Source organism: Synergistes jonesii (assembly GCF_000712295.1).
Lineage (GTDB): Bacteria > Synergistota > Synergistia > Synergistales > Synergistaceae > Synergistes > Synergistes jonesii.
Window position 1 is genome coordinate 69,229 of record NZ_JMKI01000054.1, and the last position, 21,044, is coordinate 90,272.

Genomic DNA, 21,044 nt, shown 5'->3' on the forward strand with positions numbered 1-21,044 from the left:
GCGTTTTCCGCTCGCGTTTCTGTCTGCGGATATTATATTCCTTTTAGAGCCGGCGCGGGCTTCCGCGGACGATGCAAGAGCTGCAGACGAGGAAGGCGGCGCAGCCGCCGACGGCTGGACTGCGCGGACAAAGCGAAATATGGTTTTTCTCTGAACTGAAAGCGGAAAAGGCGAAAGACGCGGCGGATGTTTTCCCGCCGCGTCGAAGTTGCCGGAATTTATTTTCCCGCGCAGGCCGTGCCGCCGCAGGGGCCGGCTCTCAGCATCGCGCTGTCCGTGTCGTGCCCGACCCACTGCTGGAGCCGCCGCGCGAGCGCGATCATCTTATCGAGGTCTATCCCGCTTTCTATCCCCATTTCGCGCAGCATGTGAAGCACATCCTCCGACGCGACGTTCCCCGACGCGCCCGGCGCGAAGGGGCAGCCGCCGAGCCCGGCAAGCGACGCGTCGTAGCGTATCACCCCGGCGTTCATCCCGGCGACGATGTTCGCGAGCGCCATGCCGCGCGTGTTGTGCAGATGCAGGAACCACTTCACTTGCGGAAATTTTTCTATCATATGGGAAGCCCTGTCGTACACCTGTCGCGGATTCGCCATGCCAGTCGTGTCGGAGAGGGAAAGCTCCGTGACGCCTAGGTCTTCGACGAAACGCCCGGCGATGGAGGCGACCCTTTCTACGGGTATCTTTCCTTCGAAGGGGCAGCCGAAAGCGGTGGAAATAGCGCCGGAGACCTCCGCGCCGTTCTCTCTCGCGAATGCCGCGCACTCTTCGAAGCCCTTCAAAAGCTCCCCGACGCTCTTGTTCAGGTTCGCCTTCGCGTGCGATTCGCTCGCCGAAAGCGTCAGCTTGACCTTCGTTATTCCAGCGGCTAGCGCGCGCTCCACTCCCTTTATGTTTGCGACGAGGGCCCTGTACTCGACGCCAGGCAGTCTGCGCAGCCTCTTCGCGACCTCGTCGCTGTCGGCCATCTGCGGCACCGCCTTCGGATTCACGAAGGAACCTATCTCTATGATCGGCACGCCGGCCTCCGCCGCGCCTTCGATCAGCGAAATTTTCTGCTCGACGGAGAGCGTCGTCTTTTCATTCTGCAGCCCGTCGCGGGGGCCGACCTCGCAGAAAATGATTTTTTCAGGCCAATTCATCGGCATTTTGCATCACTCCCGAATGACGAAATAAAGAACATCGTCAGTGTATTATAGGTTTTGTTTTCTGTCAAACGATAAATAATTTCGTATAACGAAAATAACTGAAAAAAACAATTGTAGTATTTTTACCCCTTGACATTGTGTGCAAAGAACTGTAACATGTATTTACAATAAAAAATGGATATTAATTCCGTATAACGGAAAAAAGATCAACAGGACGGAGTGGTTTCATGTCGCACAAATTTTCGTTAGCGCATCTTACAGTCCTCGGATGGTCGCCCGCGGAGATGGCTTATAACGCTAGCCTCCTGGGCTATGATTATATCGGCATACGCAATATCAATATGGGGGTGAAGGGGGAAAGGGATTTCAGTATCCCCCTCGGAAGCGGGCGCTACAAATCGCTGAAAGAGGCGCTCGAAGAAACTGGCATGAAGATTCACGACATAGAGCTGGCGCGCGTCCTCGACGGCGGCGACGTAAGTTCCTACGAGCCCGCTTTCGAGGCCGGAGCGTCGCTTGGAGCGCGCGCCGTCCTGTCAAGCATATGGACGGACAAAAAGGATTATTACATCGAGCAGTTCGCTAAGCTCTGTGACCTGGCCGCGCAGTACGGGATGACGGTCAACCTTGAATACGTGACCTGGGCCGGCGTCTGGAATCTCAAAGGCGTTATGGAGGTTTTGAACGCGGTGAAGCGCACGAACGCGCGCGTCATGGCGGATACGCTGCACACATGGCGCTCGCGCGTTTCGCTCGGCGAGCTCAGAAGCGTGCCGAAGAAGCTCTTCGATATGGCGCACATCTGCGACGCTCCCGCCGAGATTCCCGACCGCGGCGACAAAGATGCGCTTATCTATACGGGGCGCGACGCGAGATACTACGTCGGGGAGGGCGGCATCGACGTAGCTGGAATGGTGAAGTGCATGAGGGAAGACACCGTGCTGTCGATAGAGCTGCCGCACCTCGCGAGGGCCGCCGAGTACGGCTATACGGAGCACGCACGCCGCTGCCTCGCGACGGCGAAGGAATATCTGAGAAAAAACGGCGCTGATTGATCTGCGCGGAAGCTTTGAAAAATAAGAGGTGCTGCATATGAGACTTGAAGCTGGAAAACCTATAAAGGCGTCGAAACAGATACTCGGCGGAGAAAAGCCTCTCGTGTGCATCCCGCTGGTGGGAAAAACGCGCGAAGCGATAATTTCCGAGGCAAATAACGTGCCGGTTATTGCGCCGGATATCATTGAACTCAGAATAGACGCGTGGAATTTTATCGAAGATGTACCGCGTTCGATTGATATGATCGGCGAGGTGCATAAAATCGTCGGCGATACTCCGATCATACTCACATGCCGCGGCGACTGGGAAGGCGGATTCAAAAAGGTCGACGACGGTGCGAAGTTCGCGGTCTACGCCGGCGCGGTCGAACTCGCGTACGTGGATTTTATCGACGCAGAGCTTAAATACGGCGGGGAAAAGCTTGGCGAGCTTCTCGAAACGCTTAGAGGGACAAAGACTTCTCTCATAGTTTCTTTCCATGATTTCAAAGCAACGCCGCCAAAAGAGGAGCTTTTCTCAATAATGGAAAAGGAGATTCAAGTGGGGGCTCATGTCGCGAAGCTGGCCGCAATGCCGCAGCGAGAGGAAGACGTTCTCGGCGTGCTCGAAGCGACGCTTGCTATTAGGAGAAAATATCCCGATGTCCCGATCATTTCTATGTCTATGGGACCGCTCGGCGCGGTAACTAGGCTTGTCGGAGGGGTTTTCGGCTCCGACCTTACCTTCGCCGTAGGCTCGAAAGCCTCCGCGCCGGGACAGATTCCTGTCGCCGAGTTGCGCAAGTGCTTTGGAGTAGTTTACCCGTGACAGCCGGAATAACGCGGAAAGCAGGTGTATAACTTGACTGAAAATAATAATGCACATAAAGATATTGACGGTGCCGCCGCAAAGGCAGACCTGCAGCCAGGAGAAAAGGTTTTTACCGTCATCCTTTTCGCTGTGACTGTCTTTCTGTTTTACCGTTCGATCCTTCTGTGGCAGATGGCTCCGGGAATCAGCGGCCCGGCGATGCTCCCTCTGCTCTCAAGCGGCCTCGCGGCTTTGCTGTTGGCGGCCTCCATCGCCGTAAATATATGGAAAACGACCCCTGCCAGCGGGAGAAATCTGACTTTCTCGCAAAAGACATATATAGTTTTAGAATATCTTTTTTCGAAGAATGTAATAGTTACGATTATTTTTATATTTGCATACTGTGTTCTGCTGAATTTTAGCGTACCCTTCTATCTCTCCTCAGCGCTCTTCCTGTGGGGGCTTATGTCATTCCTTGCAAAGGGAGGGCTCGTGAAAAATATTATATGGACGGCCATGGTGCTGGCGTTCATAGCCGTGGTTTTCGGGATGCTTTTCAGCGTCGTTATGCCGTGAGAGGAGAAAGATAAAATGGATTTAAGTTATCTGATGATTCCATTCACGAGCCCGATAATAATAGCTCTTGTAGCGGCGGGAACTTTTGTTGGGATATATATAGGCGCGATTCCCGGGCTTTCCGCAACGATGGCGGTCTCACTTCTCGTTTCGCTGACGTTCGGTTGGGAGACTAATAAAGCCGTTGCAATGATGATCGGTGTGTTTATCGGCGGCGTTTATGGCGGCTCACGTTCTGCGATACTGCTGAATATTCCCGGAGCGCCTGCGGCGGTGGCGACCGCGCTGGACGGCTATCCGCTTGCGAAAAAGGGCCTAGCCGGCAAAGCTATGGGCGTTGCAACGACTCAGAGCTTCATTGGAACGGTATTCGGAATAATAGTGCTGATGTTCGGCGCGCCTTTTGTTGCGGCGTTTGCAATGAAATTCTCTTCAGTCGACTATATGCTGCTTGCGTTTATGGGTATGATGATGGTTGGTAGCCTAGGTTGCAAATCTATGACGCGCGGCATTGTCGCGGCAAGTCTCGGCATCTTCCTCGGGACAGTTGGGATGGATCCGCTTACTGCCGTCACACGCTTTACGTTCGGTAACACCTATCTTAATTCTGGGGTCAATTTCATCGTTGCGCTCATTGGGCTCTTCGGAGCGGCGGAGGCAATATCGCAGATGACGGAAATGGGAGTTGAGCCGATAAAGCAGAAGATCGACAGGATCATCCCCTCTTTCAGCGAAACTAAAAAATATATACCGCTCACCATTCGTTCGGCAATCGTCGGTGTACTGGTCGGGGCTCTGCCCGGCGCCGGCGGTGATATAGCGGCGCTTCTGACCTATGACCAGGCTAAGCGTACTGTACGTAATCCCGAGGTGCCGTTCGGCGAAGGCGCCGTAGAAGGCATAGTCGCGCCTGAAACGGCGAACAACGCGGCGATAGGAGGCGCCTTCATCCCGATGTTGACGCTTGGCATACCAGGCGACGCGGTAACGGCGGTGCTGATAGGCGCTCTGACGATTCACGGGCTACGCCCGGGGCCGAACCTGATGACGGATAATCCGCAAATGTTCAACGTGATAGTAGGCTGTCTGTGGATCGGCGCGATATGCCTCCTGATATTCGGGCTGACCGGCATAAAAATATTCACGAAAGTCGTAGAGATACCCAAGCCTATACTCATGCCGACAATACTTATCCTCTCGGTGATAGGTTCCTACGCCATCAACAACAGCCTTTACGATATATTCTGGATGCTCGGCTTTGGCGTTCTTGGATATTTCATGAAGCGCTTCGATTATCCTATAGGTCCGATGGTCCTCGGTGTAATACTGTGCCGGTTGATGGAGACAAACCTGCTGCGCGGCCTTATGCTGCACGGCTCGGCGTTCGGCCTTATCCTGAGTATATTTAAAAGCCCGATTTCTGTGTGCCTGTTTGCGCTGATGATCTTTCTGCTCGCCACTAACAGCAATACCTACAGGAATTGGAAGAAAAAACGCGATGAAGCTAAGGTTGCAGAGCGCTGTAAAGCTTAAAGGTGAGCGGATAATGAAAAACATTTCAATAAAAACAAAACCCGCCTGCCTTCTCGGATGTCCGCCGGAATATTCGGTGTCCCAGGGAATGCGTAACATAGAAGGCTTTGAAGCCGAAAAAATAAGACACAGGAGGAATAGCACCATGAGAAAATTTTCCATACTTATCGCACTAATCCTGGCAATGGCTGTCAGCGCCTGCGCGTTTGCAGCATACCCCGAGAAAAATATCAACTGCGTCATACAGTGGGGCGCCGGCGGAGGGACCGACTCGCTCATGCGCCCTCTCTGCTCATTAGCCGAGAAGGAGGTCGGCAAGAGCCTTGTAATGCAGAATATGACCGGCGGTACCGGATCGATAGCCACACAGTTCGTGTATGACAAGCCGGCTGACGGTTACACTCTTCTTCTCGGCGCCGAGAATCCTGCGCTTTACCAGGTACTTAACATCTCAAAGCTCACCTATGGCGACTTTGAACCTGTATTCCTTATAGGCGACGAAACGACGGGAATCATCGTAAGGAAGGGTTCGAAGTATAAGACATTTACAGATATCGTAAAGGACGCGAAGGCCAACCCAGGCAAAGTCAAGATATCGACTACAGGCGCCGGCGGCCTGCCGTGGGAAATGGGCGCTTTTATCACAAGCGTTACCGGCGCGACATTTGCGCAGATTCCCTATGACAGCGACGCTTCTGCAAGGACGGCTGTCATAAATGGAGAATGCGACTTCACGGTATGCAAGGTCCAGTCAGGTATCGAATCGCACAAAGCGGGTGCGATAGTATTCCTCACGATGTTCGCAAAACAGCCTGTAGCTGCAATGCCGGAAATCCCGATCGTAACAAAGGAATACCCCGATTTCGATCAGTATCTCCCATGGGGTCCCTTCTACGGAATCTTTGCTAAGAAGGGCACAGACCCCGCCAAGATAAAATTCCTAAGCGCCGCGTTTGCCAAGGCTTTCCAAGACCTAACGTACAAGGATGTCCTTTCGAAATTCAACATCAACGCACTCGGCTACGCAGGAGCTGACGCCAAAAAGTATATCACCGGCTGGCAGTCGAACACGATCAGCGCTCTTAAGAAGAGCGGCGCCGTGAAATAATCGCTCCAATCTGTGATACGTATGTGGAGTTTTAGGATGATTTGCCGTTGAATTACAAAAGCGAGTACTAATATGCGAAGAAAGTCTATTTCTGTAGCTTTAATTGCGGTAGCGCGCCGCGTTTAGACGTTCGCGCTCTGCCGGGCTCTCTTCGCACGTAAATGATACCGCGGCCGGGCTTTCCGTCAGGTCGCATCCAAGACAGAATTAATTTGATTGTCGCGGAACAATCAAAGCGAGGCGCGCCTTCTTAGCGTTTGATAAAGCACGGCTTGGTATCTGCGTAGCAGGATTGTATTCTGTTACACAGTAAAACATAAAACAAAAAAAATAAAACATGAGGAGTGGAAACAATGGCACATCATGAAGTAACGCCGGAACAGATCGAGAAGATCGAGGCGATCTACGCGAGGGCGAGGGCCGCGGAAAAGGTGATTGAGAACTACACTCAGGAGCAGGTGGACAGAATGTGCCGCTGCGTAGCGTGGGCGGCGGGAAATCCCAAAACGTTCCAGGAGGTCTGCCATATGGGCGTCGACGAGTCCGGCTCGGGCGACAGGGAGGGGCGCTTCGGCAAACGCCACAAGATTCTCGGAGTGCTGCGCGACGCGCTGCGAGAGAAGAGCGTGGGGCCGATCTTCGTAGACCCGGAGAAGGGCATCACGAAGTACGGCAAGCCGGCCGGCGTCATCGCGTCGCTCATTCCGATGACGAACCCCGAGCTGACGCCCGTAGTCACGTCTATATACGCGCTCAAGGCGCGCGACGTCGTCATATTTTCGCCGCATCCGCGCACCGTCAAGACGACCGGCCGCGTCGTGCAGATCATGCGCGACGCGCTCGCGGCCATAGGCGAGAACCCTGATTTCCTGCAGTGCATGGAAGAGGTCAACATGGATCTCGTCGCCGAGGTGATGAAGCGCGCCGACCTCATCATGGCGACCGGCGGGCATGCGATGTGCGTCGCGGCGCACAGCTCCGGCAAGCCGGCCTACTGCTCGGGCGGCGGCAACGCGACTATGATCTACGACGAGACCTGCGACCCGGAGATCGCGGCGCGCAACACGAGGATAAGCAAGACTTCCGACTTCGGCTCCGGCTGCTCGGCGGACGGCAATATCATAATTTACGGAGGGCTCTACGACAGAGTCATAGAGGCTTTCAAAAACGAGGGCGGCTACCTCGCGACTACGGAGCAGAGGGAGGCGCTTAAGAGGGCGATGTGGGACGAGAATGGCAAGCGCATCGTCTCCACCGTCGCGGTCGCGCCGCAGGCGCTGGCGCGCGCGGCGGGCTTCGAGATTCCAGCAGACCGCAAGTTTATAATGGTGGAGAGCGAGGGCATCGGACCGCAGTTCAAATTCTCTGGAGAGAAGCTGACGACGCTGCTCACCGTCTACCGCTACGAGGGCGAATTCGAGAACGCGCTTAAGATGATGGACGAGATCTACAAGGTCGGGGGGCGCGGCCACAGCTGCGGCATCTACAGCTGGAACGACGATCATATCAACCGCCTCGCGCTGAGGGCGCCGGTGACGCGCATCATGGTGCGCCAGCCGCAGTCGAAGGCGAACGCCGGCAGCGCCGAGAACGGCATGGCTATGACCTCCAGCATGGGCTGCGGCACGTGGGGGGGCAACCAGGTGTCGGAGAACATCGCGCTCAAGCATTATATGAATTACACATGGGTGGCGAAGCCAATAATGAAGGATCAACCGGCGGAGGACGTCCTCTTCGGCGAATTCTACGACCCGGCGGTAACGAAGGAACAGGCCGAGATATAAAGCGGCTGCGGCGAACGCGGCGCCCGCGTCCATTCCGGCGCGGCCCGCGCCGCGCGGTTTTCTAAAATAATAGGAGGTACTGCAATGGCGAAAGACCTTGTCTCTTTTCAGCTTGTAAAATTTCTTGAGGCGCGCGGCGTCGATCACATTTTCGGACTCTGCGGGCATACCCTTATCGCTTTTCTCGACGCGCTTAAGGAGAGCAAAATCCGCTACATTTCGGTGCGCCATGAACAGATCGCGGCCCACGCCGCGGACGGCTATTCACGCGGCAGGGGCTGCCAGGTCCCCGGCGTCGTAATGACGCACCTGGGCCCCGGCATGACCAACGCGGCGACGGGCGTAGCCGAGGCCGGGCTCAATTCGATTCCCATGGTCGTCATCGCCGGCGACGTGCCGACCTGCTATTTCGGCCGCCACCCCCATCAGGAGGTGAATATGCACTCTGACGCGAGCCAGTACGAGATATACCGCCCCTTCGTCAAGCGCGCGTGGCGCGTAGACCGCCCCGAGCTGCTGCCCGAGGTGATGGACAAGGCCTTCCGCCTTGCGGTGACCGGCAGGCCCGGCCCCGTGCTCGTCGACATTCCGATGGACATCTTCGAGATGGAGGTCGATACGCGCTTCTTCGAACAGAGGATCGACAACTTCCCCGAGCTGCCGAGGCCGGCGCTCGGCGAAAAGGCTGCGGAAGAGATCGCCGCGATGCTCGCCGAGGCGGAGAGCCCTGTGCTCTATCCGGGCGGCGGCGTGATATCCTCCGGCGCGTCGCAGGCGCTCACGGAGCTCGCCTCCTTCCTCGACATCCCGGTGCTCTACACGCTGATGGGCAAGGGCGCGATTCCCGACGACGATCCGCACGCGGTCGGAATGACCGGCTTCTGGGGGACGGAGTTCAACAACACGCTCGCGATGAACGCCGACGTGATCATGGCGGTAGGCACGCGCCTTTCGGAGGCGGACTGCAGCTCGTGGTATCAGGGCGAGACCTTCGACATCCCGCCGACGAAGCTCATCCACATCGACATCAACCAGGAGGAAATAGGGCGCAACTTCAAGACCGAAATCGGCGCGATATGCGACGCGAAGCTCGCGCTCGAGGAGATACTAGCCGCCGCGAAGAGGAAATACCCGGCCGGCGTGAAGCGCCCCGAGACGCTCAGTCGGATAGCCGAGGCGAAAAAGGCCTACAGAGAAACGCTCGTCGGCGCGCAGAAGTCGGAGCAGTTCCCGATGCGCCCCGAGCGCATACTGAAGGAGCTGCGCGACGCGCTGCCGCGCGACGGCTTTGTCGTCGCCGACGTCGGCTGGAACAAGAACGGCGTCGGGCAGCAGTTCGACATCTACGAGCCGGGGACCTTCGTCGCCCCTGGCGGCCTCTGCACCATGGGCTACGGTCCCTCGGCCGCGCTCGGCGTGAAGATCGCGAATCCCGACAAAAAGGTCGTCGCTCTGATAGGAGACGGCGGCATGGGGACGAACGTCTCGCCCTTCGCCACCGCGGCGGTGGACGGCGTCGCGGTCGTCTGGGTCGTGATGAACAACTGTGCCTTCGGCACGATCGCCGGGCTCGAAGGGCAGCACTACGACCACCAGTTCGGCACGACCTTCACGCGCGGCGGCAAGCCCTACAGCCCGGACTTCGCGGCGATAGGCGAAGCCTACGGCATAAGAGGGCGCAGGATAACCAGGGCCTGCGACTTCAAGCCGGCGCTCGAAGAAGCCCTCGCGTCGGACGAGCCCTGCGTCATCGACGTCCGCATGGAGAACGCCCCGGTCGTAACTTGGGGCTGCTGGAACATAAACGACATGTACCGCAGGCGCGGCGAGGAAAAGCCGTGGCGGCAGTGGCAGTGGGAGGACGTCGAGCCCTGGTACATGAAGGAACTCAGGGAGCAGAAGTCGAAGGCAAGAGAAGCGTCGAAAGCGGTGCAGGCCGGCAAAAGGTTGAAGGCTCCCCGCTGAACGCCGGACAAAATATAAGGACCTCCCTTCAAGAAACACATAAAAGCCGGGTTCCCGCACTTTGAAAGGCGGGGGCCCGGCGCTTTTGCGGTGCGGATTTTTATCGTCGCGCTACAGCTGATTGGCTATCTCCCTGCACATCGCCTGAATCTTCGGTATAAGGCTCATCGCGTATTCTTCCGAGAAACGCTGCGTCGGCCCGGCGACCGAGAAGGAGAAGACGATATCGCCGCGCCTGTTGAAGACCGGCACGGCTATCGAGAGGATGCCCTCGTCGCGCTCCGCCCTGCTGATCGCGTAGCCGAGCGTGCGCACGTCGGCGAGGCTTTTGCGCAGCTTTTCCGGCTCGTATATCGTGTTTTCCGTTATCTTGTAGGCCTTCTTTACCTCGCGCTCTATCACCTCGTCGCCGAGGAAGGCGAGCAGCGCTCTGCTGCCCGCTCCCGCCCAGAGCGGCATCCTGTCGCCGACCCTCATCACGCAGCGCACCGTCAGAAGGCTCTCAAGCTGTTCGTAGCAGACGCGGTATTCGCCGGCGACGCCGTAAAGCGATACGGCCTCTTTCGTCTCGTCCCTTATCTCCTTCATATAGGGGTAGATGATTTGCTGCGGCCGGAAGTTTGCCTTCGCGATGCTACCGAGCAGATATAGCTGGCTGCCGAGCGAATACGTGCGGTCGCTGTGGCGCTGCAATATATTCAGCCCTTCGAGCGTCGCGGCGATCCTCAGCGACGTAGTGACGGGCAGATTTATCCTTTCCGCTATCTCGCTCAGAGACAACTTGTAGTCGTCGCGCGTGAAAGCCTTCAATATCGCGAAAGCCCTTTCCACAGAACGGACCGAATCTTCAGCCATTTGCCACACCTCTTTTAAAATCACGGCGAACATCAAAAACAGAGCGTACGCCATCTTAAATATAATATCATAAAAATCTACCGCGCAGCGGCAAGAGCTCATTTTGCCCCGCCGGCCGGAGCTCTTGCCAATTACGCGAAAAGCTTATACAATGTCGATATGAAGGATATGATAATGCTTTGCCGCGGTGATAATTTCTGTTGCAGCTGTACGGTGGCGCCACTAAAAACCGTACGGGCGGTTCCGCCGTATGCATAAGCGCGGGAATGCGTTGTCGTATACCAGGAAAAATAAACTTTAGCAATTGTAGAGCAGCCCGTCGAAAGACGGGCTCTTTTTTTGAGGGGGAGTATCATGGGCATATGGAGGTACATAAAGTGCGACTACGAGGCTGCGAAGCGGAACGATCCGGCCATTCCCGACGGGCTGCGCGGATTTTTTGAAGTGGTCTTCTGCACGCCGGGCTTTCTTGCGATAACGGCGCACAGAGGTATACATTTCCTTCATTCGGCGCTGCATATTCCGGTGCTGCCGCGCTTCGTCTCGCTCTTAGTGCGCTGGTGGACGGGCATAGAGATACATCCCGCCGCGCAGATCGGCGAGGGCTTCTTCATCGACCACGGCGCGGGCGTCGTCATAGGCGAGACGACGATAGTCGGCAAAAACGTCGTGCTCTATCAGGGCGTCACGCTCGGCGGCACTGGCAACGAAAAATGCCATAAAAGGCACCCGACGCTCGGCGACAACGTTTTTGTCGGCAGCGGCGCGAAGATATTAGGCCCGATCACGATAGGCTCTAATTCGCGAATCGGCGCGAACAGCGTGGTGCTGAAGGACGTTCCGGCAAAAGCCACCGTGACGGGCATGAGGGCGCGCATCGTCAAGGTCGACGGTAAGCAGGTCGGCGGCGGCTCGTCGGGCTTTTCGCAGGAGGAACTCCTCTCGCGCGTCATCCGCCTCGAAGAGGAAGTATATTATCTGCGCGGCGAGTTGAAAGAGATGAGGGGCGAAGCGCCGGTCGAGGAGAGGGCGTCGGGCGAAGGGCTCGACGTCGAAGTGATGCACGGAAGCTCAGTGATAGGGGGTGCTCATAAGTTTACATATCAATCTGATATATCAAAAAAATAATAGAAAAAATTATGATCTGATATTTCTGTAAGAATAAAATTCCGCGGACGGCGCTCAGAAGATTCGATAACAAGCCCTTTCGCCCCTCAAAGCGCAGAGGAGGGGCGAAGGGTTTTTATTAGTATAGAATGCGCAAAACGCCCTTTCTGACAGTTCTTATCTTACAAGCGGCGGACGGAAAAGCACGTTATCTGCAACAAGAATACATAATCATTCCAATATTAATTCAGAGATAAAAATATCATAAAGCTATATATCGATTGATTTTTACACGACAAATATTCTAACGTTGACAGTAACGCCTATCTGATATATCTTTTGTTCAGTATGCGTTGCGTAGAATTCCATAACGTGCCGGAGCAGAAATGCAGTGGGTATCGTCTGCGGCTTTTTCGGCCTGACGGCCGTTTTTATTAAAAAAGCAAATATAGAAAAGGAGAGGTACCACAATGAAGAAGTTCACAGTACTTATGGCGGCGTTATTCGCCTTTGCGGCGATGGCCGGCTCGGCGGCGGCCGCCGAGAAGATCGTATTCCGCTTTGCGGGACAGCAGCCTACGGAGCACCTCTGCACAAAGATGATGCACGACTTTGCGAAGGAAATCGGCGAGAAGACGAAAGGACGCGTCGAAATCAAGGTCTTCCCGGCGAATCAGCTCGGCAGCTACGAACTCGTAATGGAAGAGCTCATCCGCGGCACCGTCGATATGTCCGTAACGTCGTTCGCAAGCGGCTTTGACCCGCGCTTCGACGTCATCTACACGAACGGGATCGTCAGCAGCTACGACGAGGCGAAAAAGGTATTCATGCCCGGCGCGTGGCTCCCGAATAAGCTCGTAGAGCTCGGCAAGCCGCTCGGCGTAAACGTTCTCGGCTCGTATATCGAAGGCTTTATCGGCATCGCTTCGAGGAAGCCCCTCAAGGAACCGCTCAACCCGAAGGTGGACAAGGGCGTCCTCGTCCGCGTGGCCAACATGGACGTTTACAACCTCGGCGCGAAGGCCATGGGCTTCCGCACGATCACAATCCCCTGGGCCGACATTTATCAGTCGATGCAGACCGGCGTCTGCGACGCGGTCGACGGCATGTCTACGGCGGCGGCCTTCACTACGCTCGGCGACGTCATGAAGTACTGGTACGCGACGAACTACTCCTTCGAATACCTCCCGCTGATGGTCAGCGAAAAGGCCTGGAAGAAACTTTCGCCCGAAGATCAGAAGATATTCAGGGAAGCCGCGAAGAACTTCACGCTTAAATCGATCAGCACGGCCCAGTCCGAAGATACTAAATACATGCAGCTGATGGAGAAGAAGGGCATCAAGGTCTTCAGGTATACAGACAAAGAGCTTAAACCGATCAAACAGGCCTGCGTAGGCATCTGGGACGAGCTCGGCAAGAGGGGGCTCACGCCGGAGCTTATGAAAGGGCTCAGAGAGCACCTCGGCAAGTAAAAGGCCGGCAGAAATCGGCAGAGGTAAAAACAACGGTGCCGCATAACGAAAGGCGCCGTTGTTTTTTATTATATGGCGGATGTTAAAGAGGATTCGGCGGCGATAAAATTTGCGGCCGGAGCGCCGAAGCCCACACCTCCTGCGGGCTTCGGCGTTTTGTGATCGCGGCGCTTGGCGCCGCCGGGCGTCATCTATCTCACGGCTTCGTAATCGATATGCGATTCTTCGTCCGTCGCTTCGAGCTTGAAGATGACGGGGCGCAGGCCGTCGTTGCAGCTGCATATCGCGACGCTGGGCTTTCTTATCCAGTCTCCGTAGTAGAATAAGCCCTTTCCCGCGCCGTGCGCCAGCGCGAAGGCGTACTGATATATCGCCTTCCACGCCTCGTCGCAGAAGCCGCCGGGCTTCGCGTAGTCGGCGTAGAATACCTGCCCTTCTTTCAGCATCGGGCAGGCGCCGAGCCCTTCCGCGCCGTATTCGGCGGCGAGCTCCCTGTCGAAGGTCGTCTTGAGGACCGTTATCTTCACCCTCTTCATCTTTTCATCTCCTTTTCAAAGGTAGGCGAGGAGCATTTCGCGCAGCGTTTTGCACGCGAGGGCGGTGGAGACTCCCGAACGGTCGTAATGCGGCGAGAGCTCGCATACGTCGAAGGCCTTCACGTCGAACCCGCGCAGCGAAAGCAGCGCGTCGAGCAGCTCGGAGAAGCACAGGCCGCCGGCCTCCGGCGTGCCGGTGCCGGGAAATTCCGAGGGGTCGATCACGTCGAGGTCTACCGTTATATAGACCGGCGCCTCTCCGATTTCCCTGGCCGCTTCCGCGGCCGTATCGGCGCGGAATTTTTCCATTTTAACGCGCCCATGCGCCCACGCCATTTCTTCCTTGCAGCCGGAGCGGATACCGAACTGGAATATCCTGCCGTCGCCGAGCAGGTCGTGACAGCGCCTCATCACCGACGCGTGCGAGAGCCTTTCCCCCATGTACTCGTCTCTGAGGTCGGCGTGCGCGTCGAAGTGTATGAGGCGCAGCTCGGGGAATTTTTTCGCCGCGGCGCGCACGCTCCCGAGCGTCACGAGGTGCTCTCCGCCTATGAGGCAGGGGAGCTTGCCGTCGCGCAGTATTTCCGCCGCCGCCCCTTCTATTTCGCCGAGCGCTGCGGCCGCGTTGCCGAAGGGCAGATCGAGGTCGCCGGCGTCGAAGAGGGAGAGCTCTTCAAGCTCTCTCATCTGATAGGGGCTGTATGTCTCCATGCCGAACGATTCGGCGCGCATCGCGGCGGGGCCGAAGCGCGCGCCGGGGCGGAAGGAGGTGGTGGAGTCGAAGGGCGCGCCGAAGAGCACGGCTTGCGCCTCCTCGTACCCCGCGTCGCAACCGATGAACCCCCGTATGTTCGTCTTCATTTAATTTTCCAGTTCGAGCTCGCGTTTCACGTAGTTCGGCAGCATGAAGGCGCCGCGGTGTATGTCCGTGTTGTAATAGTTCGTTTCGAGGCCGAGCGCGTTCCACGCCTCGGCGTCGATTTCGAGCGGGTCGAACTTCTTCGATGCGAAGCCGAAGAGCCAGTGCCCCGACGGATATGTCGGTATATGCGCCTGATAGACGCGGCAGATCGGGAAGAAGTCTTCGATGCGCCGATGCGCGCGCCTCATCGACGCGCGGTAGGAATCGTAGTAGGGGTTTTCATGCTGATTGACGAGTATGCCGTCGTCGTTCAGAATTTTGCAGCAGTTCCCGTAGAATTCCTTCGTGAAGAGCCCCTCGCCCGGGCCGAAGGGGTCGGTCGAATCGACTATTATAAGGTCGTATTTTTCTTCCACGGTGCGCACGAATTTGAGGCCGTCCTCAAAGTACAGCGTGACGCGCGGGTCGTCCAGCTTGTTCGACGTGAAGGGCAGCAATTCGCGGCAGACCTTGACGACCATCTCGTCTATATCCACCATGTCGACCTTCTCGATCGTTTTGTAGCGCGAGAGCTCGCGCACGGTGCCGCCGTCGCCGCCGCCTATCACGAGCACGCGCCTGACGTCCGGGTTCGTCGCCATAGGCACGTGGACGATCATCTCATGATAGATGAACTCGTCCTTTTCGGTGAGCATCATCAGGCCGTCGAGCGTGAAGAAGCGCCCGAACTCCTCCGAATCGAAGACGTCTACCTGTTGGAAGGGGCTTTTGCCCCCGAAGAGCTGTTTTTTCACCTTTATCGAAAAGCGTACCGTCGGCGTGTGTTCTTCCGTATACCAAAGCTCCATCGTTATTCCCCCCGTTTTACCGTGTATAGTTTTTTCAACTCCATATCCTGCGGCCCCATAACGAGGCAGCCTTTTTCCTTCGCGTAAAGTATGTAGTCGAGAGCCTCCTCGGTGACCTCCTCGCCGGGCGCCAGAATCGGTATGCCCGGCGGATAGCACATCACGAACTCGGCTGAGATCTTCCCGACAGTCTCCCCGACGTCCACGGGTTCGCTTTCAGCGTAGAAGGCCTCCTGCGGCGTCATCCTGACCACCGGCGTGATATATTCGTGGTCGAGCAGCTTCAGCCCATCGCGTCCGTGCAGCCTTTTTATCTCCGATAGCGACGCGACGAGGCGCTCGATAGCGTAGCGGTCGTCTCCGACCGAGACTATCGCGAGCATGTTGCCCATGTCGCCGAATTCGGCCTGTATGCCGTAATCGTCGCGCAGCAGGTCGTACACTTCGATGCCGGCGAGCCCCGTCTTCAGCGTGTTGACGGAGAGCTTGGTAACGTCGAAATCGAAGATATGCCGGCCGTCGATTATCTCGCGCGAAAAGGCGTAGTAGCCGCCTATTTTGTTTATTTCGCCGCGTGCGTATTCGGCGAGCTCGGTTACGCGGGCAAATGTCTCCCCGCCTTTCATCGCGAGCGCCCTGCGCGCTATGTCCAGTGATACCATCAGCAGATAGGAGGCGCTGGTCGTCTGTGTGAGGTTTATTATCGTGCGCACGTAGTCGGGGCTCACGCGGCCGCGCCTCATGAGCAGCAGCGAGCTCTGCGTCAGAGAGCCTCCCGTCTTGTGCATGCTGACGGCGGACATGTCGGCTCCCGCCTCCATGGCCGCGGGCGGCAGCCCCCTGCCGAAATAGAAGTGGGCGCCGTGCGCTTCGTCCGCCAGCAGCGCCATGCCGGCGCGGTGCGCCGCGCGCGCGATGCGCCCGACGTCCGTGCATATGCCGTAATAGGTGGGGTTGTTGAGGAAGACCGCCTTCGCCTCGGGATGCGCGGCGATCGCCGCCTCCACGCCGTCGGCGCACATGCCGAGGGAGATGCCGAGCTCCGGATGTATCCCCGGGTCGACGTATATCGGTATTATCCCGCAGAGAATCAGCGCGTTTATCGCCGATTTATGGACGTTGCGCGGCAGGATTATCGAATCGCCGCGCTTGCAGACGCTGAATATCATCGCCTGCACCGCCGCCGTCGTGCCGCCGATGATCAGAAAGGCGTCGTCGGCCCCGAAAGCGTCGGCCGCGAGGGCTTCGGCCTCCTTTATGACGGAGGTCGGGTGGCTAAGGTTGTCGAGGGGCTTCATCGAATTGACGTCTACCGAGAGGCACTGTTTGCCGAGGAATCCCGTCAGCTCCGGCGTGCCGCGCCCCTGCTTATGCCCGGGGACGTCGAAGGGCACGACGCGGCTCTTCCTGTACTCGGACATCGCGTTAAGCAGCGGCGCCGCGCTCTGGTCGAGCTTGTAGCTTTTGTCCTTCATGGCTGTGCCTCAGTACATATTCATCCCGTAGTATATTTCGAGCATTTCCTTCGTTATGCGGTCCGTTATCGAGAGGCGCTCCGCCGGCGGAAGCTCGCGCGGGTCGACGTTGAAGAGATAATCGGCTAAATGTATCTCCTTCAGCATCATCTTTGTATGGAAGATATTCGACTGATAGACGTTGACGTCGATGGCGTCGTAGCGCCGCAGAGTCTCCTCGTCGATAAAGTTCTGTATGGAATTTATCTCATGGTCCTTGTAATATTTTTTCCCGTCCACGTCGCGCGTGAAGCCGCGTATGCGGTAGTCGAGCGCGATGATGTCCGAGTCGAACTGGCCGATGAGATAGTTCAGCGCGGTAAGCGGCGATATCTTGCCGCAGGTCGATACGTCGATGTCGACTCTGAAAGAGCTTATGTCGTTGTTCGGGTGGAATTCTGGGTAGGTGTGCACCGTTACGTGGCTCTTGTCGAGGTGCGCTATGACGGTTTCGCGTTCGCCGTCGATCCTGCGCGCCCACTGCCCGCCGTTGCACGAGGAGTCTATCTGGAGCGGCGGCACGGTCTCTTCCGAAATGAGAATCGCGACGCTCGCCCCCTGCGGGTCGTAGTCCTGCTTAGAGATATTCAATATGCAGGCGCCTATTATGTCCGTGACGCCGCAGAGGATTTTCGTAAGTCGTTCTGAGTTGTACTGCTCGTCGATGTAGGCGATGTAATCCTGTTTTTCTCTGTCCGTCTTCGCAAAGCAGATGTCGTAAATGTTGAAGCTCAGCGTTTTTGTCAGGTTGTTGAATCCATAAAGTTGGATTTTGTCTTTCAACCCTATCCCCACGTCCCTTCTCAAGCCGGAGGCTTTATATTTTCCACGCGCAAAACCGCGGTAATGGCATAAAACTATACATATAAATGATTATATTGTCAAATGTTCGTATTTATCATTACTTTTAGTAAAAATTAAATAAAAGTTCCGCAAAAACGCCCGACGGCGTATCAAAAAAGGCCCCGCAGCGCGCGGAGCCCTGATAGTTTTGCCTTCGGCTGGTTTAATTGCCGGCGGAGAACTTGATCTTCTGATATTTTTCCGGGACCTTGACGTCCGTGGCTTTCATGTAGCCCTTGCCGAGGATGTAGGTATCCTGATAGATGAGCATCATGTTCTTCTTCGTCACGCCGGTGCCGAGGTCCGTGTAATACTGCCCGTTCCACTTCGCACCCGGCGTGTACTCCGCGTAGCACGACAGGAGGTCCTTCTTGCTGTTGAGCTTGGCCTTGCCTTCAGTTATGCGCTTGCCGAATTCGGCGAGCGCCGCGCTGTTCGTGTAGCCGTAGGAGTAGGCCCACGTCCCCATGCGTCCCTTCGCGCCGGCGTCGGATACGCTCTTTTCAACCTTCTTCAAGATGACCGGCCAGTTGCCGGCTTCCTTCGTGAGGTCGATGCCAAAGGCTCCGGGGTAGCCCATGAGCGGCGACGGTAGGTCGGCTTCGATGAAGTAGCCGCCGTATTTGGCTATCTGCTTCAGAAGGGGCTCCGTGTGGGCGTCGTTCGTGCAGAAGAAGGCGGTGTTTTTGCCGTACTTGTTGACCCATGCCGGCGTCTTTTCGAGGATGAACTGCTGGGCGCCCGCCACGCCGACGTCGCTCGTCGGGTCGGGGGCTGTTTCAAAGACGAACTTGATGCCCATGTCTTTGCAGGCCTGCTCCATTATCGCGCGGCGGCGTCCGAGCGTCTCGTAGCTCATATGGCGCGGGAAGGAGATATGCACGAAGGTCTTGCATCCGAGCTTCTTCGCGGTGTTGATGATGAGGTAGCCGCGCGAGACGAAGTCGGCGTTGATAGCCATGTCGGCGACGGAGGTGATGACGTTCGGGTCTTCGTGAGCTTCGCCGGCGAAGCAGAGGATGTCCTTCCTCTTCTCCTTGACGCGGCGGAAGGCCTCGGCCGTTCCCGGGATGGCCTGGTTGACCACGATGACCTTCATCTTCGGGTCGTCGGCGAGCCCGGCTATCTGTGAAATGGTCGTTTCCATTTCGGACATGAAGTTGTCAGGGTATGTGAGATGCTTGATCATACCGCCGTTTGAGACGTCTCCGTACTTCTGGAGCATCAGCTCCGCGCCGCGGAGGTCGTCCTCGCTCTGCGATACCGTGCCCGTCACGATGCCGATGTGGAACGGGGCGTCGGCCGCCGTTGCCGCCGTGCACGCCAGGATGGCGAACAGTGCGGCGAAGAGCAATACTGCTGTTTTCTTCACAATGATTCCTCCCTCAAGGTTTGCCATCTTCCAACGCCAAAATTTTCTTCGGCCCGTGGAAGGTAAGCTTTTTTACATTGCGCTGCCGAAAATTATATCCGCTGACGACGGCGTCTGTCAATAAAAACGCCGCGCCAAAACATAGCGCTCTTTTTGACATTATTTGACGTTACGCGCCGTACGCCCGCCTCCTCATGTCTTAGAGTAAAAACGGCTGCGGCGTGTTATAATCATTCAGCTATCTTTTGGGAAATGGGAGCGGCGGAAAATGCCATACTCTGGCGGCGATCGCAGATTCATGGAAAGCGAGCCGGTCGTACGGCTCATACTGCGCTTTGCGCTGCCCGCTGTAGCGGGAATGGTGGCGGGCGCCATATATAATATAGTAGACAGGATATTTGTCGGCAGGTATGTCGGCCCGGCCGGGCTCGCCGCGGTCTCGGTGAGCTTCCCTTCGATGCTCGTCATGTCGGCGTTCACGATGCTCATCTGCACCGGCGGCGCGTCGCGCGTCTCTATTCTGCTCGGCGCTAAGAAGCGGCGCGAAGCGGAGCAGGTGCTCGCGTCGACGTTGGTCATGTTGGCCGCGGTCAGCGCGGCCTTTATACTTCTTTCTTTCTCCTCCGTAGAGGGCATGCTGAAGCTCTCTGGCGCCGACGGTGAGATTCTGGCGGTGGCCTACGATTATCTGAAGATACTTCTGCGCTGCGCGCCGCTCGGGCTTTTCGGCTTCGCCTCGAATTTCCTCGTCAAGGCCAGCGGCAGCCCTAAGTACGCGATGTTCTCGCAGATCGTCGGTGCCTGCTCCAACGTGGCGCTCGACGCGCTCTTCATCGTCTCTTTCGGCATGGGGGTCGCCGGCGCCGCTTACGGCACTGTGATTTCCCAGGGGATATCCGCCGCCATGGGGCTCGCCTATTTCCTGCGCCGCGGCGCCTCGCCGCGCATACGCGCCCGCTTCCTCACCCTTCCGAGGGCGGAAGTCGTCAGGCGCATCTTCGCGGTCGGCAGCGCGCCCTTTTTCATGGAATTTTCCTTCGTGCTCTTTATGACGATAATGAACAATCTCGTCGTGCGTTACGGCGGAAACGACGGGCTCTCGGCGATGGGTATATTCTTCGGCATCGACTCTCTGCTCTTTCTTCCCGCGATAGCGATAGGGGAGGCCTCGCAGCCGATAATCGGCTACAACTACGGCGCGGCGCGCCCCGCCCGCGTGGTGAAGGCGATAAAATGCGCGCTGATCATGACCGTCGGCCTGTATCTGCTGAGCCTCTTCCTCGCCGAGGCCTTTGCCGGGGAGATGATGCGCCTATTCACCGAGGACGAAGGGATACTATCGGTGGGGGTCCCCGGCATGAGGATCGGCTATATGGCGATTCCCTTCATGGGAATAACCGTCGTGACGAACTCCGCGCTTCAGGGGCTCGGCAAAGGTGGGCATTCGCTCGCGCTTTCCTTCTGCCGCCACGTCCTCTGTATGTTCCTGCCCCTTCTGATTCTGCCGCGCTTCTTCGGCATGACCGGCATATGGGCCTCCTATCCGGTAGGCGACTTCGGAGGCGGCCTGATCTCCGCCTGCTTCCTGGTATGGGTTCTGCGCTGGCTTAGAAGCCCCGAAGCCCTCTCCGTCAAATGAAAGCGCCGCCGCGCGGCGCGGACGGCCGAAGCGGCGG

General features: G+C 57.0%; 18 protein-coding genes. 10 read left to right on the plus strand and 8 right to left on the minus strand.

From position 1 onward, the window contains the following. Positions 1-218: 218 nt before the first annotated feature. Complete coding sequence (locus tag EH55_RS12635; RefSeq protein ID WP_081839589.1) at positions 219-1,148, minus strand: hydroxymethylglutaryl-CoA lyase; 930 nt, start codon at positions 1,146-1,148, stop codon at positions 219-221. A 227-nt stretch (positions 1,149-1,375) separates the two neighbouring features. Here EH55_RS12635 and EH55_RS12640 point away from each other — a divergent pair, with 227 nt between their 5' ends. The 7 genes from EH55_RS12640 to EH55_RS12670 all read left to right on the plus strand — a co-directional run bounded on the left by EH55_RS12640 (position 1,376) and on the right by EH55_RS12670 (position 9,959). After that, positions 1,376-2,203, plus strand: coding sequence for a sugar phosphate isomerase/epimerase family protein (locus EH55_RS12640; protein WP_037978491.1), 828 nt, complete (start codon positions 1,376-1,378; stop codon positions 2,201-2,203). 37 nt (positions 2,204-2,240) lie between these two features. Then, a complete protein-coding gene (aroD, locus tag EH55_RS12645) occupies positions 2,241-3,011 on the plus strand; it encodes a type I 3-dehydroquinate dehydratase (RefSeq protein ID WP_037978493.1) in 771 nt (256 codons plus the stop codon). A 24-nt stretch (positions 3,012-3,035) separates the two neighbouring features. Further along, entirely contained in the window at positions 3,036-3,569 is a 534-nt protein-coding gene (locus EH55_RS12650; RefSeq protein WP_037978496.1) for a tripartite tricarboxylate transporter TctB family protein, read from the plus strand. A 15-nt stretch (positions 3,570-3,584) separates the two neighbouring features. Continuing rightward, positions 3,585-5,102 carry a tripartite tricarboxylate transporter permease gene (locus EH55_RS12655; RefSeq protein ID WP_037978499.1) on the plus strand — a complete coding sequence of 506 codons (1,518 nt, stop codon included), beginning with the start codon at positions 3,585-3,587 and terminating at the stop codon, positions 5,100-5,102. 145 nt (positions 5,103-5,247) lie between these two features. Then, positions 5,248-6,210: a Bug family tripartite tricarboxylate transporter substrate binding protein gene (locus EH55_RS12660; protein WP_160170750.1), complete on the plus strand. Its 963-nt coding sequence runs from the start codon at positions 5,248-5,250 to the stop codon at positions 6,208-6,210. Positions 6,211-6,563: 353 nt separating this feature from the next. Beyond that, complete coding sequence (locus EH55_RS12665) at positions 6,564-7,994, plus strand: aldehyde dehydrogenase family protein (protein WP_037978501.1); 1,431 nt, start codon at positions 6,564-6,566, stop codon at positions 7,992-7,994. A gap of 84 nt (positions 7,995-8,078) precedes the next feature. Next, the gene (locus EH55_RS12670; protein ID WP_051682914.1) at positions 8,079-9,959 is read left to right on the plus strand and encodes a thiamine pyrophosphate-binding protein; all 1,881 of its coding nucleotides are present in this window, start codon (positions 8,079-8,081) and stop codon (positions 9,957-9,959) included. 111 nt (positions 9,960-10,070) lie between these two features. Here EH55_RS12670 and EH55_RS12675 read toward each other — a convergent pair whose 3' ends face one another. Continuing rightward, positions 10,071-10,814, minus strand: a complete 744-nt coding sequence (locus EH55_RS12675) for an IclR family transcriptional regulator (protein ID WP_160170751.1) — start codon at positions 10,812-10,814, stop codon at positions 10,071-10,073. Positions 10,815-11,168: 354 nt separating this feature from the next. Here EH55_RS12675 and epsC point away from each other — a divergent pair, with 354 nt between their 5' ends. Both epsC and dctP read left to right on the plus strand, forming a co-directional pair. Continuing rightward, positions 11,169-11,942, plus strand: a complete 774-nt coding sequence (epsC, locus tag EH55_RS12680) for a serine O-acetyltransferase EpsC (protein WP_081839591.1) — start codon at positions 11,169-11,171, stop codon at positions 11,940-11,942. 449 nt (positions 11,943-12,391) lie between these two features. Beyond that, complete coding sequence (gene dctP, locus EH55_RS12690) at positions 12,392-13,393, plus strand: TRAP transporter substrate-binding protein DctP (protein WP_037978509.1); 1,002 nt, start codon at positions 12,392-12,394, stop codon at positions 13,391-13,393. Between the two features lie 191 nt (positions 13,394-13,584). Here the strand turns inward: dctP and EH55_RS12695 are convergent, their stop codons facing one another. The 6 genes from EH55_RS12695 to EH55_RS12720 all read right to left on the minus strand — a co-directional run bounded on the left by EH55_RS12695 (position 13,585) and on the right by EH55_RS12720 (position 19,368). Beyond that, the gene (locus tag EH55_RS12695) at positions 13,585-13,929 is read right to left on the minus strand and encodes a TIGR04076 family protein (RefSeq protein WP_037978511.1); all 345 of its coding nucleotides are present in this window, start codon (positions 13,927-13,929) and stop codon (positions 13,585-13,587) included. Positions 13,930-13,944: 15 nt separating this feature from the next. After that, the gene (speB, locus tag EH55_RS12700; RefSeq protein WP_037978515.1) at positions 13,945-14,790 is read right to left on the minus strand and encodes an agmatinase; all 846 of its coding nucleotides are present in this window, start codon (positions 14,788-14,790) and stop codon (positions 13,945-13,947) included. Continuing rightward, positions 14,791-15,639 carry a polyamine aminopropyltransferase gene (speE, locus tag EH55_RS12705; protein WP_037978517.1) on the minus strand — a complete coding sequence of 283 codons (849 nt, stop codon included), beginning with the start codon at positions 15,637-15,639 and terminating at the stop codon, positions 14,791-14,793. Positions 15,640-15,641: 2 nt separating this feature from the next. After that, the gene (locus tag EH55_RS12710) at positions 15,642-17,114 is read right to left on the minus strand and encodes an aminotransferase class I/II-fold pyridoxal phosphate-dependent enzyme (protein ID WP_037978518.1); all 1,473 of its coding nucleotides are present in this window, start codon (positions 17,112-17,114) and stop codon (positions 15,642-15,644) included. 9 nt (positions 17,115-17,123) lie between these two features. Beyond that, positions 17,124-17,936, minus strand: a complete 813-nt coding sequence (speD, locus tag EH55_RS12715) for an adenosylmethionine decarboxylase (RefSeq protein WP_037978519.1) — start codon at positions 17,934-17,936, stop codon at positions 17,124-17,126. 223 nt (positions 17,937-18,159) lie between these two features. After that, positions 18,160-19,368: a DUF3798 domain-containing protein gene (locus tag EH55_RS12720; RefSeq protein ID WP_037978521.1), complete on the minus strand. Its 1,209-nt coding sequence runs from the start codon at positions 19,366-19,368 to the stop codon at positions 18,160-18,162. A 268-nt stretch (positions 19,369-19,636) separates the two neighbouring features. Here EH55_RS12720 and EH55_RS12725 point away from each other — a divergent pair, with 268 nt between their 5' ends. Beyond that, positions 19,637-21,007, plus strand: coding sequence for an MATE family efflux transporter (locus EH55_RS12725; protein ID WP_081839593.1), 1,371 nt, complete (start codon positions 19,637-19,639; stop codon positions 21,005-21,007). Positions 21,008-21,044 lie beyond the last annotated feature (37 nt).